Annotated in this window: 15 protein-coding genes; 1 reads left to right on the top strand and 14 read right to left on the bottom strand. The window is 65.9% G+C overall.

Going from position 1 to position 19,271, the window contains the following annotated elements; genetic code table 11:
* Positions 1-191 precede the first annotated feature (191 nt).
* Genes EQ874_RS21530 through EQ874_RS21500 form a run of 7 tightly spaced genes read right to left on the bottom strand, consistent with a single transcriptional unit; the run spans position 192 to position 9,024 of the window.
* Positions 192-812, bottom strand: a complete 621-nt coding sequence (locus tag EQ874_RS21530) for a hypothetical protein (protein ID WP_129978115.1) — start codon at positions 810-812, stop codon at positions 192-194.
* Complete coding sequence (locus tag EQ874_RS21525; RefSeq protein ID WP_242496880.1) at positions 809-2,584, bottom strand: TraM recognition domain-containing protein; 1,776 nt, start codon at positions 2,582-2,584, stop codon at positions 809-811. The genes EQ874_RS21530 and EQ874_RS21525 overlap by 4 nt, the downstream gene beginning before the upstream one ends.
* A gap of 32 nt (positions 2,585-2,616) precedes the next feature.
* Positions 2,617-4,116 (bottom strand): ATP/GTP-binding protein, encoded by a 1,500-nt coding sequence (locus EQ874_RS21520; protein WP_242496879.1) that lies wholly within the window; start codon positions 4,114-4,116, stop codon positions 2,617-2,619.
* The gene (locus tag EQ874_RS21515) at positions 4,116-5,708 is read right to left on the bottom strand and encodes a hypothetical protein (RefSeq protein WP_129978113.1); all 1,593 of its coding nucleotides are present in this window, start codon (positions 5,706-5,708) and stop codon (positions 4,116-4,118) included. The genes EQ874_RS21520 and EQ874_RS21515 overlap by 1 nt, the downstream gene beginning before the upstream one ends.
* Positions 5,708-7,837, bottom strand: a complete 2,130-nt coding sequence (locus EQ874_RS21510; RefSeq protein ID WP_129978112.1) for a hypothetical protein — start codon at positions 7,835-7,837, stop codon at positions 5,708-5,710. Before EQ874_RS21510 ends, EQ874_RS21515 begins: the two co-directional genes overlap by 1 nt.
* Before the next feature lie 2 nt (positions 7,838-7,839).
* Positions 7,840-8,592, bottom strand: coding sequence for a hypothetical protein (locus tag EQ874_RS21505; protein ID WP_029547315.1), 753 nt, complete (start codon positions 8,590-8,592; stop codon positions 7,840-7,842).
* Positions 8,593-8,625: 33 nt separating this feature from the next.
* Positions 8,626-9,024 (bottom strand): hypothetical protein, encoded by a 399-nt coding sequence (locus EQ874_RS21500; protein WP_226949904.1) that lies wholly within the window; start codon positions 9,022-9,024, stop codon positions 8,626-8,628.
* A 251-nt stretch (positions 9,025-9,275) separates the two neighbouring features.
* Between EQ874_RS21500 and EQ874_RS21495 the strand changes: the two genes are divergently transcribed.
* Entirely contained in the window at positions 9,276-10,478 is a 1,203-nt protein-coding gene (locus tag EQ874_RS21495) for an IS110 family transposase (RefSeq protein ID WP_059383537.1), read from the top strand.
* Between the two features lie 32 nt (positions 10,479-10,510).
* On the opposite strand, the gene EQ874_RS23400 is transcribed toward EQ874_RS21495, so the two are convergent.
* The 7 genes from EQ874_RS23400 to EQ874_RS21460 form a co-directional block, all read right to left on the bottom strand.
* Entirely contained in the window at positions 10,511-12,025 is a 1,515-nt protein-coding gene (locus EQ874_RS23400; RefSeq protein ID WP_129978111.1) for an AAA family ATPase, read from the bottom strand.
* Positions 12,026-12,035: 10 nt separating this feature from the next.
* The gene (locus EQ874_RS21485) at positions 12,036-12,635 is read right to left on the bottom strand and encodes a hypothetical protein (protein ID WP_129978110.1); all 600 of its coding nucleotides are present in this window, start codon (positions 12,633-12,635) and stop codon (positions 12,036-12,038) included.
* On the bottom strand, positions 12,632-13,276 hold the full coding sequence (locus EQ874_RS21480) for a hypothetical protein (RefSeq protein WP_129978109.1): 645 nt from the start codon (positions 13,274-13,276) through the stop codon (positions 12,632-12,634). The genes EQ874_RS21485 and EQ874_RS21480 overlap by 4 nt, the downstream gene beginning before the upstream one ends.
* A gap of 66 nt (positions 13,277-13,342) precedes the next feature.
* A complete protein-coding gene (locus EQ874_RS21475) occupies positions 13,343-14,947 on the bottom strand; it encodes a peptidoglycan DD-metalloendopeptidase family protein (protein WP_242496878.1) in 1,605 nt (534 codons plus the stop codon).
* A gap of 154 nt (positions 14,948-15,101) precedes the next feature.
* Entirely contained in the window at positions 15,102-16,964 is a 1,863-nt protein-coding gene (locus EQ874_RS21470) for a cutinase family protein (RefSeq protein ID WP_242496877.1), read from the bottom strand.
* 113 nt (positions 16,965-17,077) lie between these two features.
* Positions 17,078-17,605, bottom strand: a complete 528-nt coding sequence (locus EQ874_RS21465; RefSeq protein ID WP_242496876.1) for a hypothetical protein — start codon at positions 17,603-17,605, stop codon at positions 17,078-17,080.
* Between the two features lie 233 nt (positions 17,606-17,838).
* Entirely contained in the window at positions 17,839-19,113 is a 1,275-nt protein-coding gene (locus EQ874_RS21460; RefSeq protein ID WP_129978106.1) for an insoluble domain protein, read from the bottom strand.
* Between the last annotated feature and the right edge of the window lie 158 nt (positions 19,114-19,271).

The raw sequence follows: 19,271 nt of genomic DNA, 5'->3' as shown, positions 1-19,271 counted from the left end.
CGTTAAGGAGCTCGACGCAGCGAGCCATTCAGATGTCATATCAGAGGCTTCGTGGCAACAACATGCTCGACGGCAGAAACAGCGTTGTGGCGGCCAGCCGCGGCGCCTGGGCGGGCACTTCCGCAGCCGGCCGCCACGCCGAGGAACAGGCGGGGTGGTGAGTCCGGCCTGGTGGTGTTCCCCGGCAGTCTCTAGGTCTGCACGTACCCCTCCGTATCGTCGGACCACTCCCAAACGTGACCGTCATATGAGACCGGCCCGAACTCGTCGTCAGGATCGACAGGTTCGGCATCACCCGAGTCGATCAGGTCGACCATCCGCGCAGCGTCGATCACCGTCGGCCCCGCTCCATTGCTCGAGTCCGGGAGCGATCCGGTCGCGGCAATCGCTGCCACGATCGGGGTCGGCCGCGCCGCGATGTCGGCCGCGATCCACTCCCGCGCCCCGTCGAGCAGCTTGACCTGCACGGTCGGCGGTTCGCAGCGACCGTCGATACAGTCGCCGAACTCGTCGGAGTTGGCCGCCAGCCGTTGCAGAAGCGGTTGATAGACCTGGTAGTGCCAACTTCCCGGCGACCATGAATGCACCTGACCGTCGCCGAGCTGTTCGTAGGCAACCTTGTGCGCCGACATCGCCGCCGTCAGTTCCTCGACCATCTTCGGGTGCCGATACCAGCAACCCTTGATCCGATCGGTGAGCCGGTAGCAGCCGCGAAACCACTCCACCCACTCGATCAACTCGTCCCACAACTGTTGTGCTTGTTCCTGGTCGAGATGCCGCCACGACAGCCGGCCCGGCGTGTACCCGCTCATCCGAGCACCACTTCCCCGCCCGTGCGGGACCAGGCCCAATCGGGCAGCTCCCCCGTCTCACAGACCCAGTTGTAGACCTCTTGAGAGTCGAGCACCCGCTTTTTCCAGTGCGGAATGTCCCACACCAGCGGGAGATGAACCCGCGCCGGAGCCGCACCCCGGTAGATCATCAACGCCTGGTCAGCAGGCATTCCGCGAATCTCCGGGGCAGTCATCACCTTCGTCTGCCGAGGTGCCTGCGTCGGAGACCACCACTCTTCACGCTCACCGGTCAATCGGGAGATCTGCTCGAGCTCGTTCACATCACCGAGGCCGGGCAGGATGATCCGCACCGGCGAGTTCGTCGTGAACATCTTCCCCGCGCTCGGACCCCATCGCCGGATGTTCTGCTCCTGACCGTGGCAGAACGCCCAGATCGAGATTCCTCGCCCGGCGCTGTCGGATACCTTGTCGGGCAGATCCGGGATGGGCGCGACATTGTTGACCTCATCGAGAACGAACCGCACCGGAGGGTCGATTCTCTCCTCCGGGTACTCCCGCGAAATCTCTTTGGCCAGGTAATACGCCTCCGCCGCCAACGCCGTGACGATCGGTGCGCTTGAGCCGTAGGAGCCTTCGGAGATCAGATACAGCGTCCCTCCGTCGCGGATGAGCTGCGCGAGGTTCACCGACTCATCGGCGGTGACATTGACTGCCGCCATCAGCTTCGGTGAGGCGAGGGGATCGAGCAGCGTCGAGACCGTCGACATCACATCGTCGACCGAATCCGATCCCGAGCCGCCGAGCTGCGAATACTCCACGCTCCACGTCGGCAGGTCCCGGTCCAGAATCTCCTTGACCTTCGGCACCTGTCGCTGCATCGCCCAGCGATAGAAGGTGGTCACATCCCCACCGGACACCGCGGCCGCATACAGACAGCACCGCAGGTACTTCGCTGCGTTCGTCGAGAAGTACCCACCGTTCTTGGTATCCCCGAGGGGAACAGCCTGAACCAGCGCATCGGCACGCCGGATCGCCGTATCCGGGTCATCGCAGCCGGCCAGCAGGGACCACCGCATCGGCGTCGGCCACCGCGTGATGCCCTCGGGGTCGAACACCTCGACCGGGCCGGAGGCCAAGCGTTGCCCCACCGTCGACCACAGCAGATCAGGTTTGGTGGTCGTGGCCAGCACGAACCCGACCGACTCGACGATCCGCTGCCAAGCCAACCGCCAGCTCTTGCCTGATCCGGTCGGACCCTCGACCAGCGTGCCGTCCCGATACTGAACGAAGACCTCGGCATCTTTGCCATGCTCGCCGTAGAGCGTGCCGATCCGGGTCGCCACCTGGTGCGCGTCGATCTTGCGGGCCGGAGTATCACCCAGGCTCGCCCGATTCGTCTTCGCGGCTCTCACTGCGCTCTTGCGATCGAGGCCGCGCTGCCGCAGCTCCGCCCGGTCCGCAAACCCTTCCTGGCGCGTGCGCTTAGCGCGCTGACGTGCCGAAACCTTCCCGTCGATCACGAGCACGACGGCGATATAGACCAGCATCGCTGCGATCAGGCACACCCACACCGCAACCGCCGAACCCGGCCGCGAGTCCTCGGGCCAGCCCACCGTCGGGTCACCCGGCGTGAGCACCAACGCCCGCAACACCGACAACGTGCCGTACAGCCCTTCCGGGAACACCGGACCCGCCCCGGTCACCAGGCCGGCAACCGCGCCCCCGGCGTACACCGTCCACAGGACCCCGCCGATCACCACGACCACCAGGCCAGTACCGACCGGGATCACCGGCTGTGTCGGCCGCTGCTGACCCCGCTCGTTCACTGCACCGCCCCCACCAGCTCGGCCAATTCCTCGGCATCGAGAGTGTCCGGGAGCCGGGTCTGCCCGACCAGCGTGCTCGCCTCACCCCGAATGACCTCATCGGTGTCGGTGAGGGTGATCTCGAGCGGGGACCGCTCGTGCTTCATCAGCACCGGATCGGACTTGCCCATCACCACGAGACACTGCCCCTTGTGCATCGACATCAGCAGATCGACGCAGTATTCGGGCAGGTGGTACATGCGAACCGTCTGCTCGGCATCGTCCACCCGATCCTGTCCGTACAGGAACACGATCCCGGCTTCCTGCATCAACGCTCGAGCCGGAGAATCCGCAGGTAGATCGGCGATGTGATGGAACGCTGAGACCGTGGACAGGCCCAGGCCGCGAGAGAGCTTCATATTGTCGCGGAAAACCCGCCCGGTCGAGCCTTCCGCGATGTGCCAGCCTTCCTCGACGATGAGAATGGTCTGCTTGTGCTCGGATGCGCGAGCGGCGAGAACATTCGACAGCCACGTATTGATGACCGTCATCACCACCCGCAGCGCCGGTCCCTTGTTGGGCAGTTCGGACACGTCGAAGTGCACGAGCGGATGGTCGAGCGCATGACGGACATCGGCCGAGGTCGGCTGATCGACCAACCCTCGCAGATCTCCTTCGCAGAGCTGCCGCAGCGCCAGGCCCGGATCACGACCCCACCGGCACGCTTCCTTCTCCCACACCTCGCCGAAGGTGACTGTCGCTTCCTCCGGCGTGGATAGCAGCAGATCGGCGACATCACGCAGGATCGGCTCGGTGCCCTCGCTGCGGGCACGTTCGTTGACCAGTCTCAGCGCCAGGTTCAGCGCCGCGATCTCCGTCTGCCCCAACGTCCGCTGCATGGTGTCCTCGAGTACCGCGGCAATCAGCACTTCTTGACCGGCCGGCACGATGCCACCAGAAGTGGTCACCGACGACGAAATCGCCGGGTCCATGATGTTCAACCGCGCACCGTCACCGCCGGTCTTGAACCTGATCGACGGCACCCCCAGCGACTTGGCGAGCTCGGTGTACTCACCACCGCGATCACCCTGACGCTTCTTGTCGATCACCACGACCTGACGGCCGGCCGCGATCTGCCGCAGTCCCAGGGTGGTCTTGATCAGTGAGGACTTCGCCTTGCCGATGTCACCGACCACCGCGACGTTGATGTTCTCGATCTCACTTCCGTACAACGCGAACGGATCGGTAATGACCAGCGCATTCGACATCAGGTTCCGCCCCGACACGAGACCTTCGTGCCGCACGTTCTTGCGGGTGGTCGCCAGATTCAGCGCTTCGGCCTGGCGAGTCGTCGACCACACCCCTTCCGGGCGCGGTTCGTACCATCCCCACCGGTCGAGCCACTTGTTGCGCTTCGGCGGACGCCGACGAGGAACCACCGGCGTGTCCGCCTGATCTACCTCCGGAGCGGTCGGCGCAGGCGCAGCGCCCTTTTTGCGGTTCAGTAGTGACGGCATCAGACCCCCTTGGCCCGGGTGTACTTGGTGGCCGCGAGTCCACGGCCGAGCGGCAGAGTGAGGAATTGCGCGACATCGTGGCTGTCGTCGAACCAGGTGAACTCTTTGATGGCGGCTTGGTCGGCGGCCTGCTCGAGCCGCGCACACGCCCGCATCACCGCATCCTCATCCGGTGCGGTGACCGACACTGCCATCGACCAGATCACCCCGTGGTGTCCCGATCCCGGCTTGAGGTCTTCGCGGCGACGCAGCGACGCCGACGCCATGACCTCCGATGCACCGTCGGTGACCTGGCCCTTCTTTCGCTCCTTGTACTGGCGTGCTGCATCCTCGGTCGCGTCCTTGCGTGCCACCTGGCGCGCTTTGACTGCATCGACGAAATCCATCCGCACCTTCACCGTGCGGATTGTTGGCTGGGCCGGAAGCCCCTCAACAGGATCGCCGGGGTCCGGGTCGACGCCGGTCAACAGCGGCGAGAGCCATTCAGCGTGCAGCGGGATCGGTTCGATCGAACCGGGTCGGATCAACCCGACTCGGGTATCCCATCGGTCGGACACCCGTGTCGACAGGTCTCCGCCGACATACGACGGCCAGCAGTTGCCCCAGTTCGCGCCCCGGTGGGCATCGAGTGCGTAGGACGGATCGAGCATCGAGCGGAACACCGCACAGGCACGCTGTTGGCCGAGCACCTGCACCTGCCCGAGCCGGGCCGAGGTCAGCGCGCCGACCGCCCGCATGGTCTCCTCGACGATGACCTGGCCGATACCGGCCTTCGTCTCTACGCCCTTACGCTTGGCGACCGCTCCGGCCGCCGACAGCAACTCGACCGACTTCGGGAAGATCAGCGTGGCGTAGCAACGATGCTCTTCCGACTCCGGGGCCAGACCGTCGATGAGCTGGCCGTAGGACTCGACCGCAGGCATCACCCGGTGTGCATGAGGATTCGCACGCACCACCGATTCCATCCACGCCACGTGCGGAGTCAGATCGGCCGGCACCGAGCGGTGCACCATCTCCAGCCCTCGAAGCAGCGAGGATCGGCGCGCGAACGAGGCCAGCGTGCGCGAGAACGCCTGCGAGGTCACCGCCCATTCCTCCGCGCCGCGGAGTCCTTCGGCGAGCCCTTGAATCGACAGCACCACCGAGTAGTAGTTGTTGTCACCAGGCGTCCGGTGCTCGAGGATGAACATGTCGTCGAGACCTGTATCGGTCAGATCCAGCGGAGCGACATCTCCGAGCGGCACCGGGAACTCCCAGCCCGGATCGGCTCCGAGCACCCCGTACAACTCATCACCGGGCGCCCGGTAGACGTGTTCACCGTGCTTTCGCCGCCGCCGATCCCGGATCCGGTGCAGCTTCTCCCCCGCCCAAGACCGGCGACCGTTGATATCGGTCGTCGCCCACAGCGTGCCGCCCACCACCACAAGGACACCGGCCAGTGTCCAGATCGTCGATCCGAAGAAGACGAACAGGAACATCGAGACCATCAGCGCCGCTGCATAGGCAAACAGCACCGGTTCGGGAACGGGGATCAGTCCTCGGCGAGCGATTTCCGAGCCGAGGATCGAGGTGCGCTGCTCACTGTCACTCATCACTGATCTCCCATGTTGTCGGCTCGCTCGGGAGCGCTCTGCGCTGCCTGCGCCGCCTTGTTCAGTGCTGCACCGCCGACCGTCCCGGCTACTACCACCGCACCAACCCCGGCAGAGGCGGCCGTTCCGGAGATGCCCTTGGCTGCCCCCATGAGCTTGCGAGTGCTCGCCCCACCGTGCCCGCCACCGCTATGACCTGCGGTAACGCCCGAGTGCTGGTGGGAGGTCGACCCGGCGGAACTATGGGACGTCGACCCGTTCGAGGTGGAGGCCACTCCCCCACCAACGCCCCCGCCGCCGACAGGATGGGAGTGTGCCGCCCCTGCGGAGCGGGCCGCAGCGACCTCACCCCCGCCACCACCGCCGCGGGCCATCATTGCCATCTGCGCGGTCTGCAAAGTGCCGCCCAGCCCTTGTCCGGTCGCCGATCCGGTATCGCCGAAGCCTTCCGAATCTTCACTGGACGGCATGAACGGGGCGTACTTGAGCAGCGACCACGGAGCGAGTCCGACCAGTCCGATGCACACCGCCGACATCGCCAAGGCGCCAAGCGATGCGAGGTCACCGTCGACGTAAGCCCCGGCGCTGCTGTCGATCAGCACCGTGGCTAAGAACCCCAGACCGAGGAAGATCACCGGCTTGGAAAACACGATCGAGATGAATACGAAGATCGGGCGCATCGCCTTCTTCCGCAGGTTCGGATGCACCCACAATCCGAACGCGACACCTGTCAGGCCGGCGAGGATCGGTAAGGCAGCGGCGTGCATCAACATGCCGAAGAACAACGCCAGCGACCCGAGAAACAACAACCCGAAGAACACGATGCCGGTCAGAGAGCCACCGACGACGGTGTCGCTCGTGATGCCTCCGAGCATTGCCGATACTGACACCACCGCCTGCTCCAAGTCCTGCTTGAGCAGTCCGGACAGGGAGGTGGTCAGCGCGTGCGAGAGCTGGACCAGCATTTCGGCGGCGGCCGGGGCGAACATCATCGACAGCACACCCAGCGGGGCGTATCCGATCAGGCTGTGCGCCAGTTCCATTCGTGTCGATTTCTGTGCGGAGGTTCGGTAGATCGTGAACAGTGCGGTGATCGACATGACGAACACCCCGATTCCGCAACTGACCGCGTACCACCGCAGGAAACCTTCATCCCGCGGGTTGAACTCGTGGATGTTCGCCAAGCCCTCAAGGACCGAGGTGGTCAGCGATACCGCGCTTTCCTTGGTGCTGTTGGCCCAGTCGTCGATCACGCTGCCCGGATCAGCGATGAACGCGACCACATCACCGGCCTTGTCGACGGCCGCCATACCGAGGCCGACGCCGAGCTGGATCTGAAGCGGCGTGGCGGCCTTGAGGACCACACCACCGACTCTGGCGAGATCGAGGAACCGGTCAGCGAAGTCGGTGTTCTGCTCTTTCCAGTTCCAGATACCGCCGAACATCGCTCCGACCTGTGCGTTCCAGCCCCGGCACTGGTTGATCTCGCTGATGTTGGTGCCCTTGTCGCAGTCGAGGAAATAAGCCCTGTTGCAAAGCATCTCGTGATCGCTGCACGGATTCTCGAAAATGTCCTCCGGCAGGTTATCGACCCACTTCTGTTGCTTCATCACTGCGATCGAACCGGCGTCGGGTGCTGCCGCCCAGGTAAATCCCCAGTGGTTCCCGCTCGGCTCCGACCACTTCGCCAGATCCGCAGCGCACACCTTGGCCGAGGGCGAGAACTCCGGGTCGCCACCGGGGAAGGATGCCGGCCAGGTGGTCGGAGCCTTGCCATCGAGCACCGCTTGCTTCGCTTCATCCTCTGAAACACCCATCAGTTCGGCGTACTGCGCGATGCGCTGCGTCACAGGGGACGCCCAGTAGAGAATTTGCTGGTCGAAGCGGAGGTACTGCGCGAGGTACTGCCCGAAGTCGCCACCCTTGTCCGCACACGCCGGATCGGTCGACCACCCGGCCGCCTCGAACTCCGGGTGACCGGGAAAGAACTCCTTGAGCTCGTCTGGCATCCCAGCAGGCCACCCTTCGGCAGCGCCACTGAGCGGCTGCGCCCACGCAGGCGTCGCACTCGAGGCCAACGCGAGCACCGCCAGCAGCACCGCAAGCAAAGTACGGACAAGGGATCGCATGATTACTCCACGAAGAAGGTGTAGAGGCCGTTCGCGCCGAACTCGGCGAGAGTGGAATCCCCTTCGGGGAACGAGACCTCTTCGGGCTCGGGACCGGACCGGAACGTCCAATCCACGGCCTTCCAATCCCCGTTCTCCCACTCCAAGGTCACCGTGGTCGTGGACCAGACAGTAAGGACGCTGACCTTGCCCGTGCCGCTCAGATCGTTCTGGCTCGCCGAGACTGCCCACACCGACACCACCGCACGGTCATCCGAGTAGTCCGTGACGTTGACCAGGGCGGGAAGGACGTTCATCACCGTGCCCTCGGCCTGAGTCACGCTCTCGTCAAGGACTGCCAGCAGCGCATCGCTGGCATTGCTACCGACGAGGGCCGATTTAGCTTCCTCGGCAGAGATTCGACCGAGAGAGACCTGGTTTGCGGCCTGCACGAAGTTCGTTGCTGAGGTCTGTGCTCCGGCTTCGGTGCGGTCATAACCATGCGGAATCCCGTTGGTGATCGAGTTGGGACCGTGCCCGGTCCGCACCGTGTCGGACTCCGAGCTACCGCCGTCCAGCCCCGCGAGAATGATCCCGAGGATCGTCACCACGAGCAGGATCACCAGGCCGTACTTGAACCATGAGGGCAGTCTGTCGAACGCTGCCTTCCATCCTTTGGTCTCTGCCGTCTTCGCCGAGGATGTCGGCGTCGGTGCTGCTGTTGCCGAGGGCGATTGCTGGGAGCCCGGCTTGATCGAGCTGAAATCGGGTGCCATCTGATTCTCCTAACAGTGCTGGTAGATCGGCTATCAGCCGTTGACGACGAACAAGATGGCGCCGACGATGATCCCGGCTCCGGCCACGCAACCGAACGCCACACCAGCGGTCTTGGCCGAATCCATCGAATCGCTCAATTCGCTCTGGTAGCCCCCGGCGCGAGCCTTACGGATCTTGTAGAGCGAAATGATCAGGTTGACTGCGGATACCGCCAGGACCGCACCCCAGATACCGCCCGCAATCCGCGACCAGGTGCTCTGGAACGTAGGACCGAACACCCCCAGATCAGGGGAGATTCCGTCGAGTGGATTGTCGGTCTGAGCCGAGGCGGTACCGGCGGTGAGCAACACCGTGCCGATCGTGGCCGACAGCAGGGACGCAGCACGGGCCACGCTACGAGGTAGCGACCGCATCGAGGTATTGCGAGACATCACAGGGGTCCTTAAGTTCGTAGGTGCAGTTACTTCGTGAGAGTTACGTTGAGCTGTAACCCGGGCGGGCCGGGCGAGGCTGCATAAGGTTTGCCCACTCTCGAGGGGGGCTTGAAAGGACTGGCCACCCGACCCGCTTGGACACCTCGGACCGCTGATTGAGATCTGCGAATGATCGCTTGTTTAAGGAAATGCCGGCGGAGGCGTCCATCGGGGCCAGGCCGGAACACAAGCGAAAACGAGGAAATCCGATGACCGGTTCGCAACTGTGGGCAGGAGTCGACGTCGGCAAAGAACACCACTGGATATGCGTGCTCGACGCTTCCGGGACGGTGGTGCTGTCGCGGCGATGCGACAACGACGAAGCAACGATCCGTGCGGTGATCACCGAGATCGACGCACTCGGCGAGACGGTGTCGTGGACGGTGGATCTGACCACCGCCTACGTCACCTTGTTGCTGACTGTGCTGGCCGACGCCGGGAAACCGGTGCGCTACCTGTCCGGACGTTCGGTGTGGCAGGCATCGTCGGTCTACCGCGGCGGCGAAGCCAAGACCGATGCCCGCGACGCCCGGGTGATCGCCGATCAGTCCCGGATGCGTTCGGACCTGCCCGTTCTGCGTCCCGACGACGAGTTGATCCGTGAGCTGCAGATGCTCACCGGCCACCGCACCGATCTGGTCGCCGACCGTACCCGGACCATCAACCGGCTGCGTCAACAACTCGTCGCGATCTGCCCCGGGCTCGAACGCGTCGCGCAGATCTCCTCGGACCGGGGCTGGGTGGTGCTGCTGGCTCGCTACCAGAGACCGAAAGCGATCCGCCGCGTCGGTGCGGCCCGGCTGGCCGCGATGCTCACCGGGGCCGGGGTGCGCCACGCCGAATCGATCGCCCGGGCCGCGGTCACCGCTGCGAAGGCGCAGACCGTGCGGTTGCCGGGGGAGGATGTCGCTGCCGAGCTGGTCGCCGAATTGGCGCAGGCGGTGATCGATCTCGACGCACGTATCAGGGCCGTGGACGCGGAGATCGAGGCCCGATTTCGCCGGCACCCTCTGGCCGAGGTGATCCTGAGCTTGCCGGGTATGGGATTCCGGCTCGGCGCCGAATTCCTTGCCGCAGTAGGTGACCCCGCCCTGATCGGGTCGGCCGATCAGCTCGCTGCCTGGACCGGGTTGGCGCCGCGACCCAGGGATTCGGGTAAACGCACCGGGCGTCTGCACACCCCTCAGCGCTACAGCAGGCGCCTGCGCCGGGTGATGTACATGTCGGCGTTGACCGCGGTCCGTTGCGATCCCGCCTCTGGCGTCTACTATCAGCGCAAACGTGCCGAAGGTAAGCGTCCCGTCCAGGCCACGATCTGCCTGGCTCGGCGGCGCGTGGATGTTCTCTACGCGCTGCTCCGCGACCACCGCACCTGGCAACCGACTGTGCCGGTTACCGCGGTGGCGGCTTGACAGGATCATTGAGAGTCCTTTCACACAGAAGGTCAGGCGTAGGGATCGAAGCTCGACGGCTTCGGTGGTTGCGGCCGTCGGGCCGGGGCCGGCGGTTGGTGCACCTCAGCAGCGGATTCGCTCGAGGCGTCCGGTTCGGGGGCCGCTTCCGCCGCCTCGGCGGTGGGCCGGTAGTCCAGGGGCAGGTCCCTGGCCGGGTCCGTCTCAGGCACCCGGACAGCAGGAACGGCAGCGGGTTCCACTACCGGGGCCGGGGGCGGCTCAGCTGCGGGAACCGAATCGGGAGCCGGGGCCGGCTGGGGCGCTACGAAGCTCGGAACGTCCGCCGCGAACGTCGGCGGAGCCGGTTCCGGGACGACCGCCGGAGCCGGTACCCCCTGCTGCCGGAGTCCGGCCTGCCGCTCGACGATGGCCTCGGCCAGCGCATCGGTCACCATCGCCGCGACATTCGTCCACGCGATGATCGAACTCTGCGACAACGCCTCGAGCGTGATCCGCTCACCGGTGGCGAAGACCGGCTCGAATGGAACCCGAACGTAGGTCTGCACACCGAGAGAGTCGAACTCGTCGACAATCGCAGTTTCGAGGTTCGGATCGGACCCCGGCGTCGCGCACAGCAGCACGATCGCAGAGCGCACCAGATGCTCGAACCCCCGCTTACGGAGGCCGTCGAGCATCGCGTAGGCGTGCTGCGCCATGTCCCGGCGCATCGGCAGCGGCACCACCAGCACGTCGGCGTGGCGCACCGCCCACTGCCATGCCCCGGCCTGCGGAGTGGTGGCTGTGTCGATAATTAGCAGGTCGCGATGGCGACGAAGCACCGCGCCCAACGCCGCGCACTCGTCCTCGCCGAGCATGTCGTCGTAGGAAGAATCGGTGTCCCCGGCCAGGATCTCGTCGTGGGTGGGCTGGAGCCGCAGATACGCCGCCAGCTCCCCCGCCTCGACGTCGGCCGACATCAGCCGCGATGCGTTGTCGAGGACATCCCACACCGTGCGTTCGATGGGTGCGGTGCGCGCTGCGCGAATGCCGAGGGTGCCGCCCGCCTCGCTCATATCCACTGCCACGACCCCGCGGCCGCGATGCTTACCGAGCATCGCTGCCAGCGCAATCGACGTCGGAGTTTTGCCGGCTCCGCCCTTGGTGTTGACCACAGCGACCGTGCCCGAACCCGGCAGCGTTCGCTGGATCGCTTCGACCGCCGCCCGGTGGCCGGTCTCTGCCGATGCCGCCTTCGGGGCCAGTTTCGTTCCCAGAGCTGCATTGATCCGACCCCGCCAACCCCACTGAGCAGGCTGAGAAAGTGCCGGTGAGGCGGCCTCGTCGAACAGTGCGCCGTGCCCGGTGGACGGCATTGCTGTCGGCGCGATCGGCTCGTCGACGGCCGCGAGAGCATCTACTCCGACCCCGTACGGATCGGCGATGTCCTCGGTTACAGGCTCAGGAGCCGGGGCCGGTTCGGGTTCGACAGCGGGACGGTTCGGGCGTAGCCGCAGCCGACGCGGGTCGATGGTCGGTTCGTGGTTGTAGTCAGCGATGTCAGCCATCACGCTCACCTCACAGGGTGGTGACGGACGAAACGCGCCATCCGTCGCCGTTGTCGGTCAGCACCACGGCGACGTACTGCACGTCTGTGCCGATCTCGGTGCCGCTGGAATCGGTGACCGTGCTGGTCACCTCGTACATGCCGTGATACTTCGTCGCGGTATTGGCCTGTCCCTGGTTGGGGACCTCTACCGCCACGGCGGTGACCGTCGCGCCCTGCGACGCCCACTGTGCCCACTCACCGCTGGCCTTGACCGGGATCTGGACATCGGCGCGGACCTGCGCGTCGAGTTCGCCGGTCAGCACGCCCAGATCGGCGGCCCGCACCGGCGCGTCGTTGCGATTGGTGTCGGTACGGGTGTCATAGGAGAACCAGGTCTCGACGACCGTGCGGCCGAGCTCGCCCGGATCGGAGGTGTCCACACTCAGTGCCGCCGGAGTGGGGGTGGACTGCTCGGTGGGTGCAGCCGGTTCGGTGGGAGGCCATGCCTCCGTCGACGACGGCTGTGCCGACGAGTTCGTAGTGCTCTGGTCCTGGTCGGTCTCGGAGCTGCATCCGGCCACCGTTAGGGCTCCGGCGAGGACACCGATCAGTGCCAGTCGGCGGATCATTCGGCCACCACCAGATCCGACAGGCGGATCGCCCGCCATTCGCCGTAGCCCGGTTCGAGGCACCACTGCTCGGCCGGATTGCCGGTCGGCGTCACCTCAAGATCGAGGATGACCTGCTTTTTTGCTGCGAGATCGGCCAGTTTTACCCCGTCGATGCGTTCACTGCTCACCCGCAGACGCAACCGAACCGCCTCGACCTTGAGGTGGTCGCGGACTTTCGCAGCGAGGAACACGGCTTTACCGGCGCTGGCCTCATCCGCCGAGTCCTGATCGCCGGGCCGGAAGATCCGATCGTCCTTGTGGAACGATCCGTACCAGGCGACATCGCTGGTGTCGGCATCGCCGACGACGGCGAACGAGCCACGTTCGTCGCCGGCCGAGGCCAAAGACACCACCGGAGCCGATGTGGCGGCCGCGGCCAGCTTTTCGGCCCGTTCACGCTGCTCGCGTTCTCGCAGGGCGTCGTAGTCCACATCGAACTGCTTGTAGAGCTCACGCTTGATCTTCGGCCACTGAGTGCGCGTCATCAGGTTGTTCTCCGCAGCCCAAGCCCGCAGGTCCGAGGCCGTCATCGCCTGGACTGTCCGGGTCGATCCGAGGGTGCGGACGGCCGATTCCGCCTTGTCCCACTCTTCACTCACGGTGTGATGTTCCCTTCCTGGTGTGTCATCGTTTCCGATGTTCTGGCGTATGAAATCCGTTGTGCATCAATTAAATCGGATGGCTCTGACATGTTTCGGGGGCGTCCATTCGGTGATCCGGACCTTCTCTCCGGACTGGGGCGCTTCGACAACTTTGTTGTCCCCCATCCAGATCCACACGTGGCCGGGGTAGGGCTGCACGATGTCTCCGGGTTGCAAGTCCGCCGCCTCGGTTACAGGCGTCCCCCGAGGATCGTTGACCTGAGCGGAGTCCTGGTGTGGCAGAACGATTCTTCCGTCCGTCGCCTGCGCCACCGCGTACACGACCAGGCCCGAGCAGTCGAAGCCGACCTTGTTATGGTCGCCGTGCTCATCGGCGACACCGCCATCGGCGATGCCGCGAGTCGGGCCGGTGGCATCCCCGCCGCCCCAGGCGTAATCGGTGCCCAGCCATCCAAGTGCTGCATCGACCACCCGCGAACCACTCACCGACGGCAGCCGAGGCTGGTCGACACCGGCGAAGTCAGCGCGGCCGGCCAGGATATTGCGGACGTAGCTCGTGGTCTCCGCGTTGCCGCACACCCCGCCGGAAGCGAGTGTGTTGCCCGGCCCGCAGTTGTAGGCCGAGAGCATCAACTCGGTGCCGTCACCTGAAACTTTTCCCTCGCGGAGCCACTGCTGCGTCTGCTCCCACATCTGGCAGTCGTAGGCGGCCATCGCCATCACCGAATCACCGATGGAATTCACGTCGGCCACGCCGTCACCGTCGTAGTCCTGGCCGATCGAGGCCCAGGTTGCGGGCATGAACTGCCCCGGCCCGCGTGCCCCCGCCGGAGACACCGGCGAGGAGGGACCGTAGCGGAACTGGTTCTCGGCGTAGAGCTGGGAGGCCAGCAAAGGAGCGTCGATCGCCTCGCAGGTCTGAGCCGCCTTGACGATCCACTCCCGGAACTCCTCGGGGACCGATCCCGGCGCGAGGGAGCGTCCGCCGGGGCGCGTCAGGCCGGTGCAACCGGCACCGAGCGGAGTCTCGGCCGCGACCAGCTGCACATTCGGCGAGGTCGGACGCTGTTGCGGGGCGTCGAGTTCAGACGCATCGGCCAGCCACGGCATCGGGTCGATCGGAGATCCGCCGTCTAGTCGGCCGCCGGGCCAGACCTCGAAATGCAGGTGCGGTCCGGTCGAACCTCCGGCGTTGCCGACCAGGCCGATCAGATCCCCGGCGCGCACCTCGTCACCGACGGAGACGAGAACACCGTCCGGGAACATGTGCCCGTAGACCGTCGAGATGGTCGACCCGTCCGCGGTGGCCGAGTCGACGATGATCCAGTTGTCGAAACCGTTCTCATCGCTCGCGCCGGAATCTCCTGCTGCAACAACGATTCCGTCGATCGGTGCATAGAAGGGCGTACCGATCGGCGCCGCCAGGTCGATGCCGTTGTGCGAGGTACCCCAGCGCGGGCCGAAACCGGAGGTGAACGTGTAGGTGCCGGTGACCATCGGCTGCACCTTCTTGCCGGTGGCAGCACGCAGGCTGTTCGGTGACCGGGACGGTCCCTGCGTCGGCAGGCAGTTGTCCGGATCGGGATTGTCGCTGCCGCACATCACCAGCGCACCCATCAGGGCCACGACGCTGGCTGCCAGCGTAATTTTCGTCGTCGAAGAAGCCACGTTCTCACCCCCTTTGCATGAGTGCTTGTCGCTAGCCCGCCCAGGCCATGCACGTGAGTGACTTCGCATCCGGCCGCCCGAGGTCGGATGCCGCGTTAGTGGAAGGCTCCCGGTCCTGGCAGCGGCACCACCCGCTGACCAGGACCGACCGGCGTCAGCCGATCGCCTTGGCGAAAACCTTCACCATCGTGTCGATCGCGTTGTCCCTCCCATCCGGGGACCAGCTCGGATACGCAATGTGCGAATTCGAGGCGTAGAAACTCGCCGCGGTGAATCCTTCGGCCACCAGCTGCCCCAGCTCGGCCGCACTGTCACTGCTCGCCAGCGTCATCACCGACTGGCCCAGGCCGGCCAGATCACTGTCCTGTGCCTGCACCGACATCAGCGAGCCGATCGGATCGCCCGGATCGTGCAGTTGATCGGGACTCATCTTCTGGCCCGGGGTGAGCACGCCGAGAGCCACCTGCGCCAGATCCACCGCCACCGGCATCAGCCGAGACAGCTCGAGCACGTTCCCGCTTTCGGCCACCGACCAGGCGATTTCCTGAATCTCGCCGACATTGCGGGCCAAGCGGATCACATCGACGTTGCCGAGCAGATCAAGCACCAGCGCGGCGATTGCGGCCGTGCCGGACGGGTCCGGAACCATCGCCACCAGCCGTGAGAGTGTCTTGAAATCCACCCCGGCAGCCATCTTCACCAGCGGGGAGAGCTGATTGTTCAGATCCCCCGCGACCGCGTGCGCCCCGTGCACATCGCCGGTGGCAATCTTGATCGGAAGCTGCTGCAACCCGGCCGCCACCGCCGGATAGTCGACCGAGGTCACGCCGGAGACGACGCCCAGCAGTTGATTGATGATCGTCGTCGGCTTGGCTACCGAAAGCACCTGCGTTGCTGTCCGCAACTCCACCGGACCCGAGGCCGCCAACGGCGACAGACCCGTGACCAGCGCATCTGCCGACCCTGCCAGTGTCGACACATCGACCGACTCCCCCGAGGCCCGTGACTTGAGCAAGGCCGTGCTCACCCCGGTCACCGCTTCGGCGGCCGACAACACTGCCGGGACATCGACCTGCTCGAGCATGTCGAGCACACCCGCCGTCGTCGCCTCCGGCGATCCCTCGGGAGCCGAGGTGAACGTCTCACGCGCGCCCGGATTGCTGTCGATCCACTGTCGCGCCTGGTCGACCGGCGTCAAAGTCTCCGACACCAGCCGCGCCTGCTGCGTCATGCGGGCGATGTTCGCTGCCGAGGTGGTCGACGTCGGACCAGCGGCATCGAGCGAAGACACCGACTCGGCCAGCTGCGAGGCTGCCCCGAACACCGCCGACAGATCCGCGTTGCGCCAGGTCCCCGGCGAGGACAGCTCATCGACCAGGGAGGATTGCGCCACTGTCGACGTGCCGGTGATCGTCGGAGTCTGGGGTGATGCAGTCGAGGCGAGTTCGGCAGAGACATCGACCGCTCCCGGCGGATTGGCGATGATCCGGCCCAGAGACGCCAGGAACGGCGTCGACTGACCATCGGTGTTGCAGTACGCATCGTCCGGGTGGCAGATGTCGAACACCTTGCCCGCGAGCTTGCCGAACCCTTCCGGGGCAGGCCCAGCGATGCCCTGACCGCTCAGGGGCGGGCCGATCAACGTTGCGCCCTCGGTGCCCCGCTTCGGATTAGCAAGCAGAATTACCGCCTTGACCTGCTGCGGAGTGACGGGACCGAGACCGTGGCCGATGTTGACGGCCAGATCGTTGCCGATCTGCGCGCCCTGGCTGTACCCGGCGATGAGATACTTCGACGACGGGCACCGCTCCATCAACTCCGCTGCCGCTTTGTCGCCCCGCGACTTCGATTCGGCATAGGACGTGCCGTTGAAGAACGCCTCACCCGGATACGGCACGTACACCACGTCGAGGTTCTTGCCGAACCGTTGCTCGAGTGCGTCACCGACCGCCGCGAGCATGCCCGTCGGCACGGTCGGATCAGCATGAGCGGACGTTTCCGTCGTGCCGGGAATCATCAGCGCGATCGTGCGCGCACACCCGTTCGTTTCCGCTGCATGAGCAACTGTCGGTGTGCTTACCGCGGCCGCGGTGGTTACTGCTGCCGCTGCCAGAGCGAGACTTGCTTTCCTCATGACCCGACCTCTTCGATGGAGCGGATCATCACTCGGCCGTCCTCGGCCGTGGTCGTTGTGATGCGCTGTTTGAACTCGTTGCGCCGATCCGGGCGGACCTCGGTGATCTGCGCGCTGTAGGTGTTCGGCCCGATGGCCGTGACCTCGAGGCAGTGCGTGGTCCCCAGCGGCACGGTGTCGATGCCCTGCTGGATCATTGCCGCGTCGGGCAACGGCGCATCAGGGGCCATCAACTCCCGCACCGACTCACCCGAACGCAGCAGGTAATAGCGGTGTTCGAGCGCCGCGATCACCCCTTCGCCGGAGAGTTGGTCACCCTCGCCAGGTGAGCACGGATCATCTGCCGCTGCCGCGGTCGGCGCACCGGTTGCGGTGTCCGGGACCAGGCCACCGAAGTCCGTGTCGTCGTCACCGCCGCCGACGAGAGCGGTGATGCCCCAGCCGGCCAGTCCCACGACGGCCACGACCGCGAAGCCGAGACCGGCGTAGGTCAGTCCCTTCCCGACAGGGCGGCGCGTGGTCACCTGCGTGGTCGGGTGAGTGGCGCGGCGACCGGCATCGGCCGCCGCGACCACTCGAGACGCCGACTCACGGGCGGATGCGGTTCTCCCGGAGGAAAAGCGCTCTTCGGCCGCCGGTACCGACACCGGCACCGACTCCCGAACTATGCGGGTGCGAGGTGCGGTCGCATCGAGCACCCGAGGTGAGCCCGTTCGGTCGTTCCGCTTCATCGGTTCGTCTCCCTCTTCGACTGGACTCAGGCGTCGACTGCCGGAGCGGGCGCGCCGAGACCCAGGCCGACCGCCTCGCTGACCAGGCGCGATGCCAGTCCCGGCGTCGCGTCGGTGAAGAACGAGTCGAGTGCCTGGTCGACCTGCTCGATGACCTGCTCGCCACCGGGCTGTGTCTGAACGAAGTCGCGGACCTGCTCATCGATCGCAGGTGCGGTCTCGGTGGCGAAGGTCTGCACAGCGTCGACCGCAGCCGCACCGATGGGATCCTCCGACCACTGCGCGAGCGTGGTGTCGACCTGTTCGGTGACCTGTTCGGCCTCGATGTCGGGCACCTCGGTTTCGATCGGCGTGGCATCCTCGCCCGCGCCGTAAGCTGTGCCGACCCCGTACCCGGCCAGGCCACCACCGACTGCGCCGACCGTGCCGCCGACCGCGCATCCGGCTGCAAAGCCACCCACTGCACCAGCGGCCGTGGCGGCAACACCGGAGGTAATCGGGGCCACGCCCGGAATCGGGATGGGCACCATCGTGCCGGCAGCAGCTCCAGCGATACCCGCAGCCGTGGACGCGACCAAAGCCGTCGGGATACCGACGGCGGTGCAGCCGGTGACGAACCCGGCACCAGCGCCGACTGCCGTGCCCGCGACCTGAGCAGACGCGATCTTCTCGGCCTCTTCGGTCTCCATACCGGTCGATCGGTGGTAGTCGGTGACCATCGCCTCGACCACTGCGGTCGTGCGGTTGGTCTTGTCGGCATCGACGTCCGAGACCCAGTTCGGCTGGTCGAAGATCACCCGGCCGAAACGCATCTTGTTGACCGGAGCCTCGATCGGCAGGGTCGGGCCTTCCACCACGACCGGCGCCTGCGGAGCAGGAACGCTGTAGCCGGAGTAGCCGGAGTTGTCGCCGCCCGAATAGCCGTTGTACTGCGCCATCGACACACCGCCGCCGGTCTGCGGGTTGTAGGCGCGGGTGCCGCGGTTGTACTCGGCCGGAGGCGCTACCCAGAAGTTCTCGGCGGGCTGCGGATCAGGAGTCGAGGGTGCAGGAGCAGAAGTTGAGGGGGGCGTGGAGGTGATGCCCGCCTGGCCACCACCGGACTGTGGCGGGGAGGTGATCCCTGCCTGCCCACCGCCGGAGTCGCCGGTGGGCGCGGCTGCTGCCGTCGGCGCAAAGGCAATGAGCAACCCGGCTGCCGCCGGTGCCAGAGTCGCGGTGCTGAGCACCGCACTGGTCGTTCGGCGGCGCCGGTGTCTGCCGGTACCGGAAACCAGCTGATCTTCGTTGGATACGGACATGTACATCGCCTTTCTGCGAATGAATCGAGTCCCGAATGCTGAAGGACCTGAGCGAGAAGGAGATCCGTCAGGGCCGAGAAGATCGGGTGGTCACCACAGGGAGGTAGTCCGCTTGTGCACGTGTCGGCAGCGCCGACTAGGTGCGGGAACGCTGCCGC

It is taken from the genome of Rhodococcus sp. Q1 (assembly GCF_004153645.1).
GTDB lineage: Bacteria > Actinomycetota > Actinomycetes > Mycobacteriales > Mycobacteriaceae > Rhodococcus > Rhodococcus gordoniae.
The sequence above is the reverse complement of the archived record's forward strand: the minus strand, read 5'-3'. Positions and strand labels throughout refer to the sequence as shown.

Bases quoted from the DNA above. Each gene is read 5' to 3' on its own strand.
- EQ874_RS21505 (WP_029547315.1), bottom strand. From the start codon at position 8,592: ATGGCACCCGATTTCAGCTCGATCAAGCCGGGCTCCCAGCAATCGCCC.
- EQ874_RS21515 (WP_129978113.1), bottom strand. From the start codon at position 5,708: ATGAGTGACAGTGAGCAGCGCACCTCGATCCTCGGCTCGGAAATCGCT.
- EQ874_RS21485 (WP_129978110.1), bottom strand. From the start codon at position 12,635: ATGATCCGCCGACTGGCACTGATCGGTGTCCTCGCCGGAGCCCTAACG.
- EQ874_RS23400 (WP_129978111.1), bottom strand. From the start codon at position 12,025: ATGGCTGACATCGCTGACTACAACCACGAACCGACCATCGACCCGCGT.
- EQ874_RS21470 (WP_242496877.1), bottom strand. From the start codon at position 16,964: ATGATTCCCGGCACGACGGAAACGTCCGCTCATGCTGATCCGACCGTG.
- EQ874_RS21520 (WP_242496879.1), bottom strand. From the start codon at position 4,116: ATGCCGTCACTACTGAACCGCAAAAAGGGCGCTGCGCCTGCGCCGACC.
- EQ874_RS21500 (WP_226949904.1), bottom strand. From the start codon at position 9,024: ATGTCTCGCAATACCTCGATGCGGTCGCTACCTCGTAGCGTGGCCCGT.
- EQ874_RS21460 (WP_129978106.1), bottom strand. From the start codon at position 19,113: ATGTCCGTATCCAACGAAGATCAGCTGGTTTCCGGTACCGGCAGACAC.
- EQ874_RS21495 (WP_059383537.1), top strand. From the start codon at position 9,276: ATGACCGGTTCGCAACTGTGGGCAGGAGTCGACGTCGGCAAAGAACAC.
- EQ874_RS21510 (WP_129978112.1), bottom strand. From the start codon at position 7,837: ATGCGATCCCTTGTCCGTACTTTGCTTGCGGTGCTGCTGGCGGTGCTC.
- EQ874_RS21530 (WP_129978115.1), bottom strand. From the start codon at position 812: ATGAGCGGGTACACGCCGGGCCGGCTGTCGTGGCGGCATCTCGACCAG.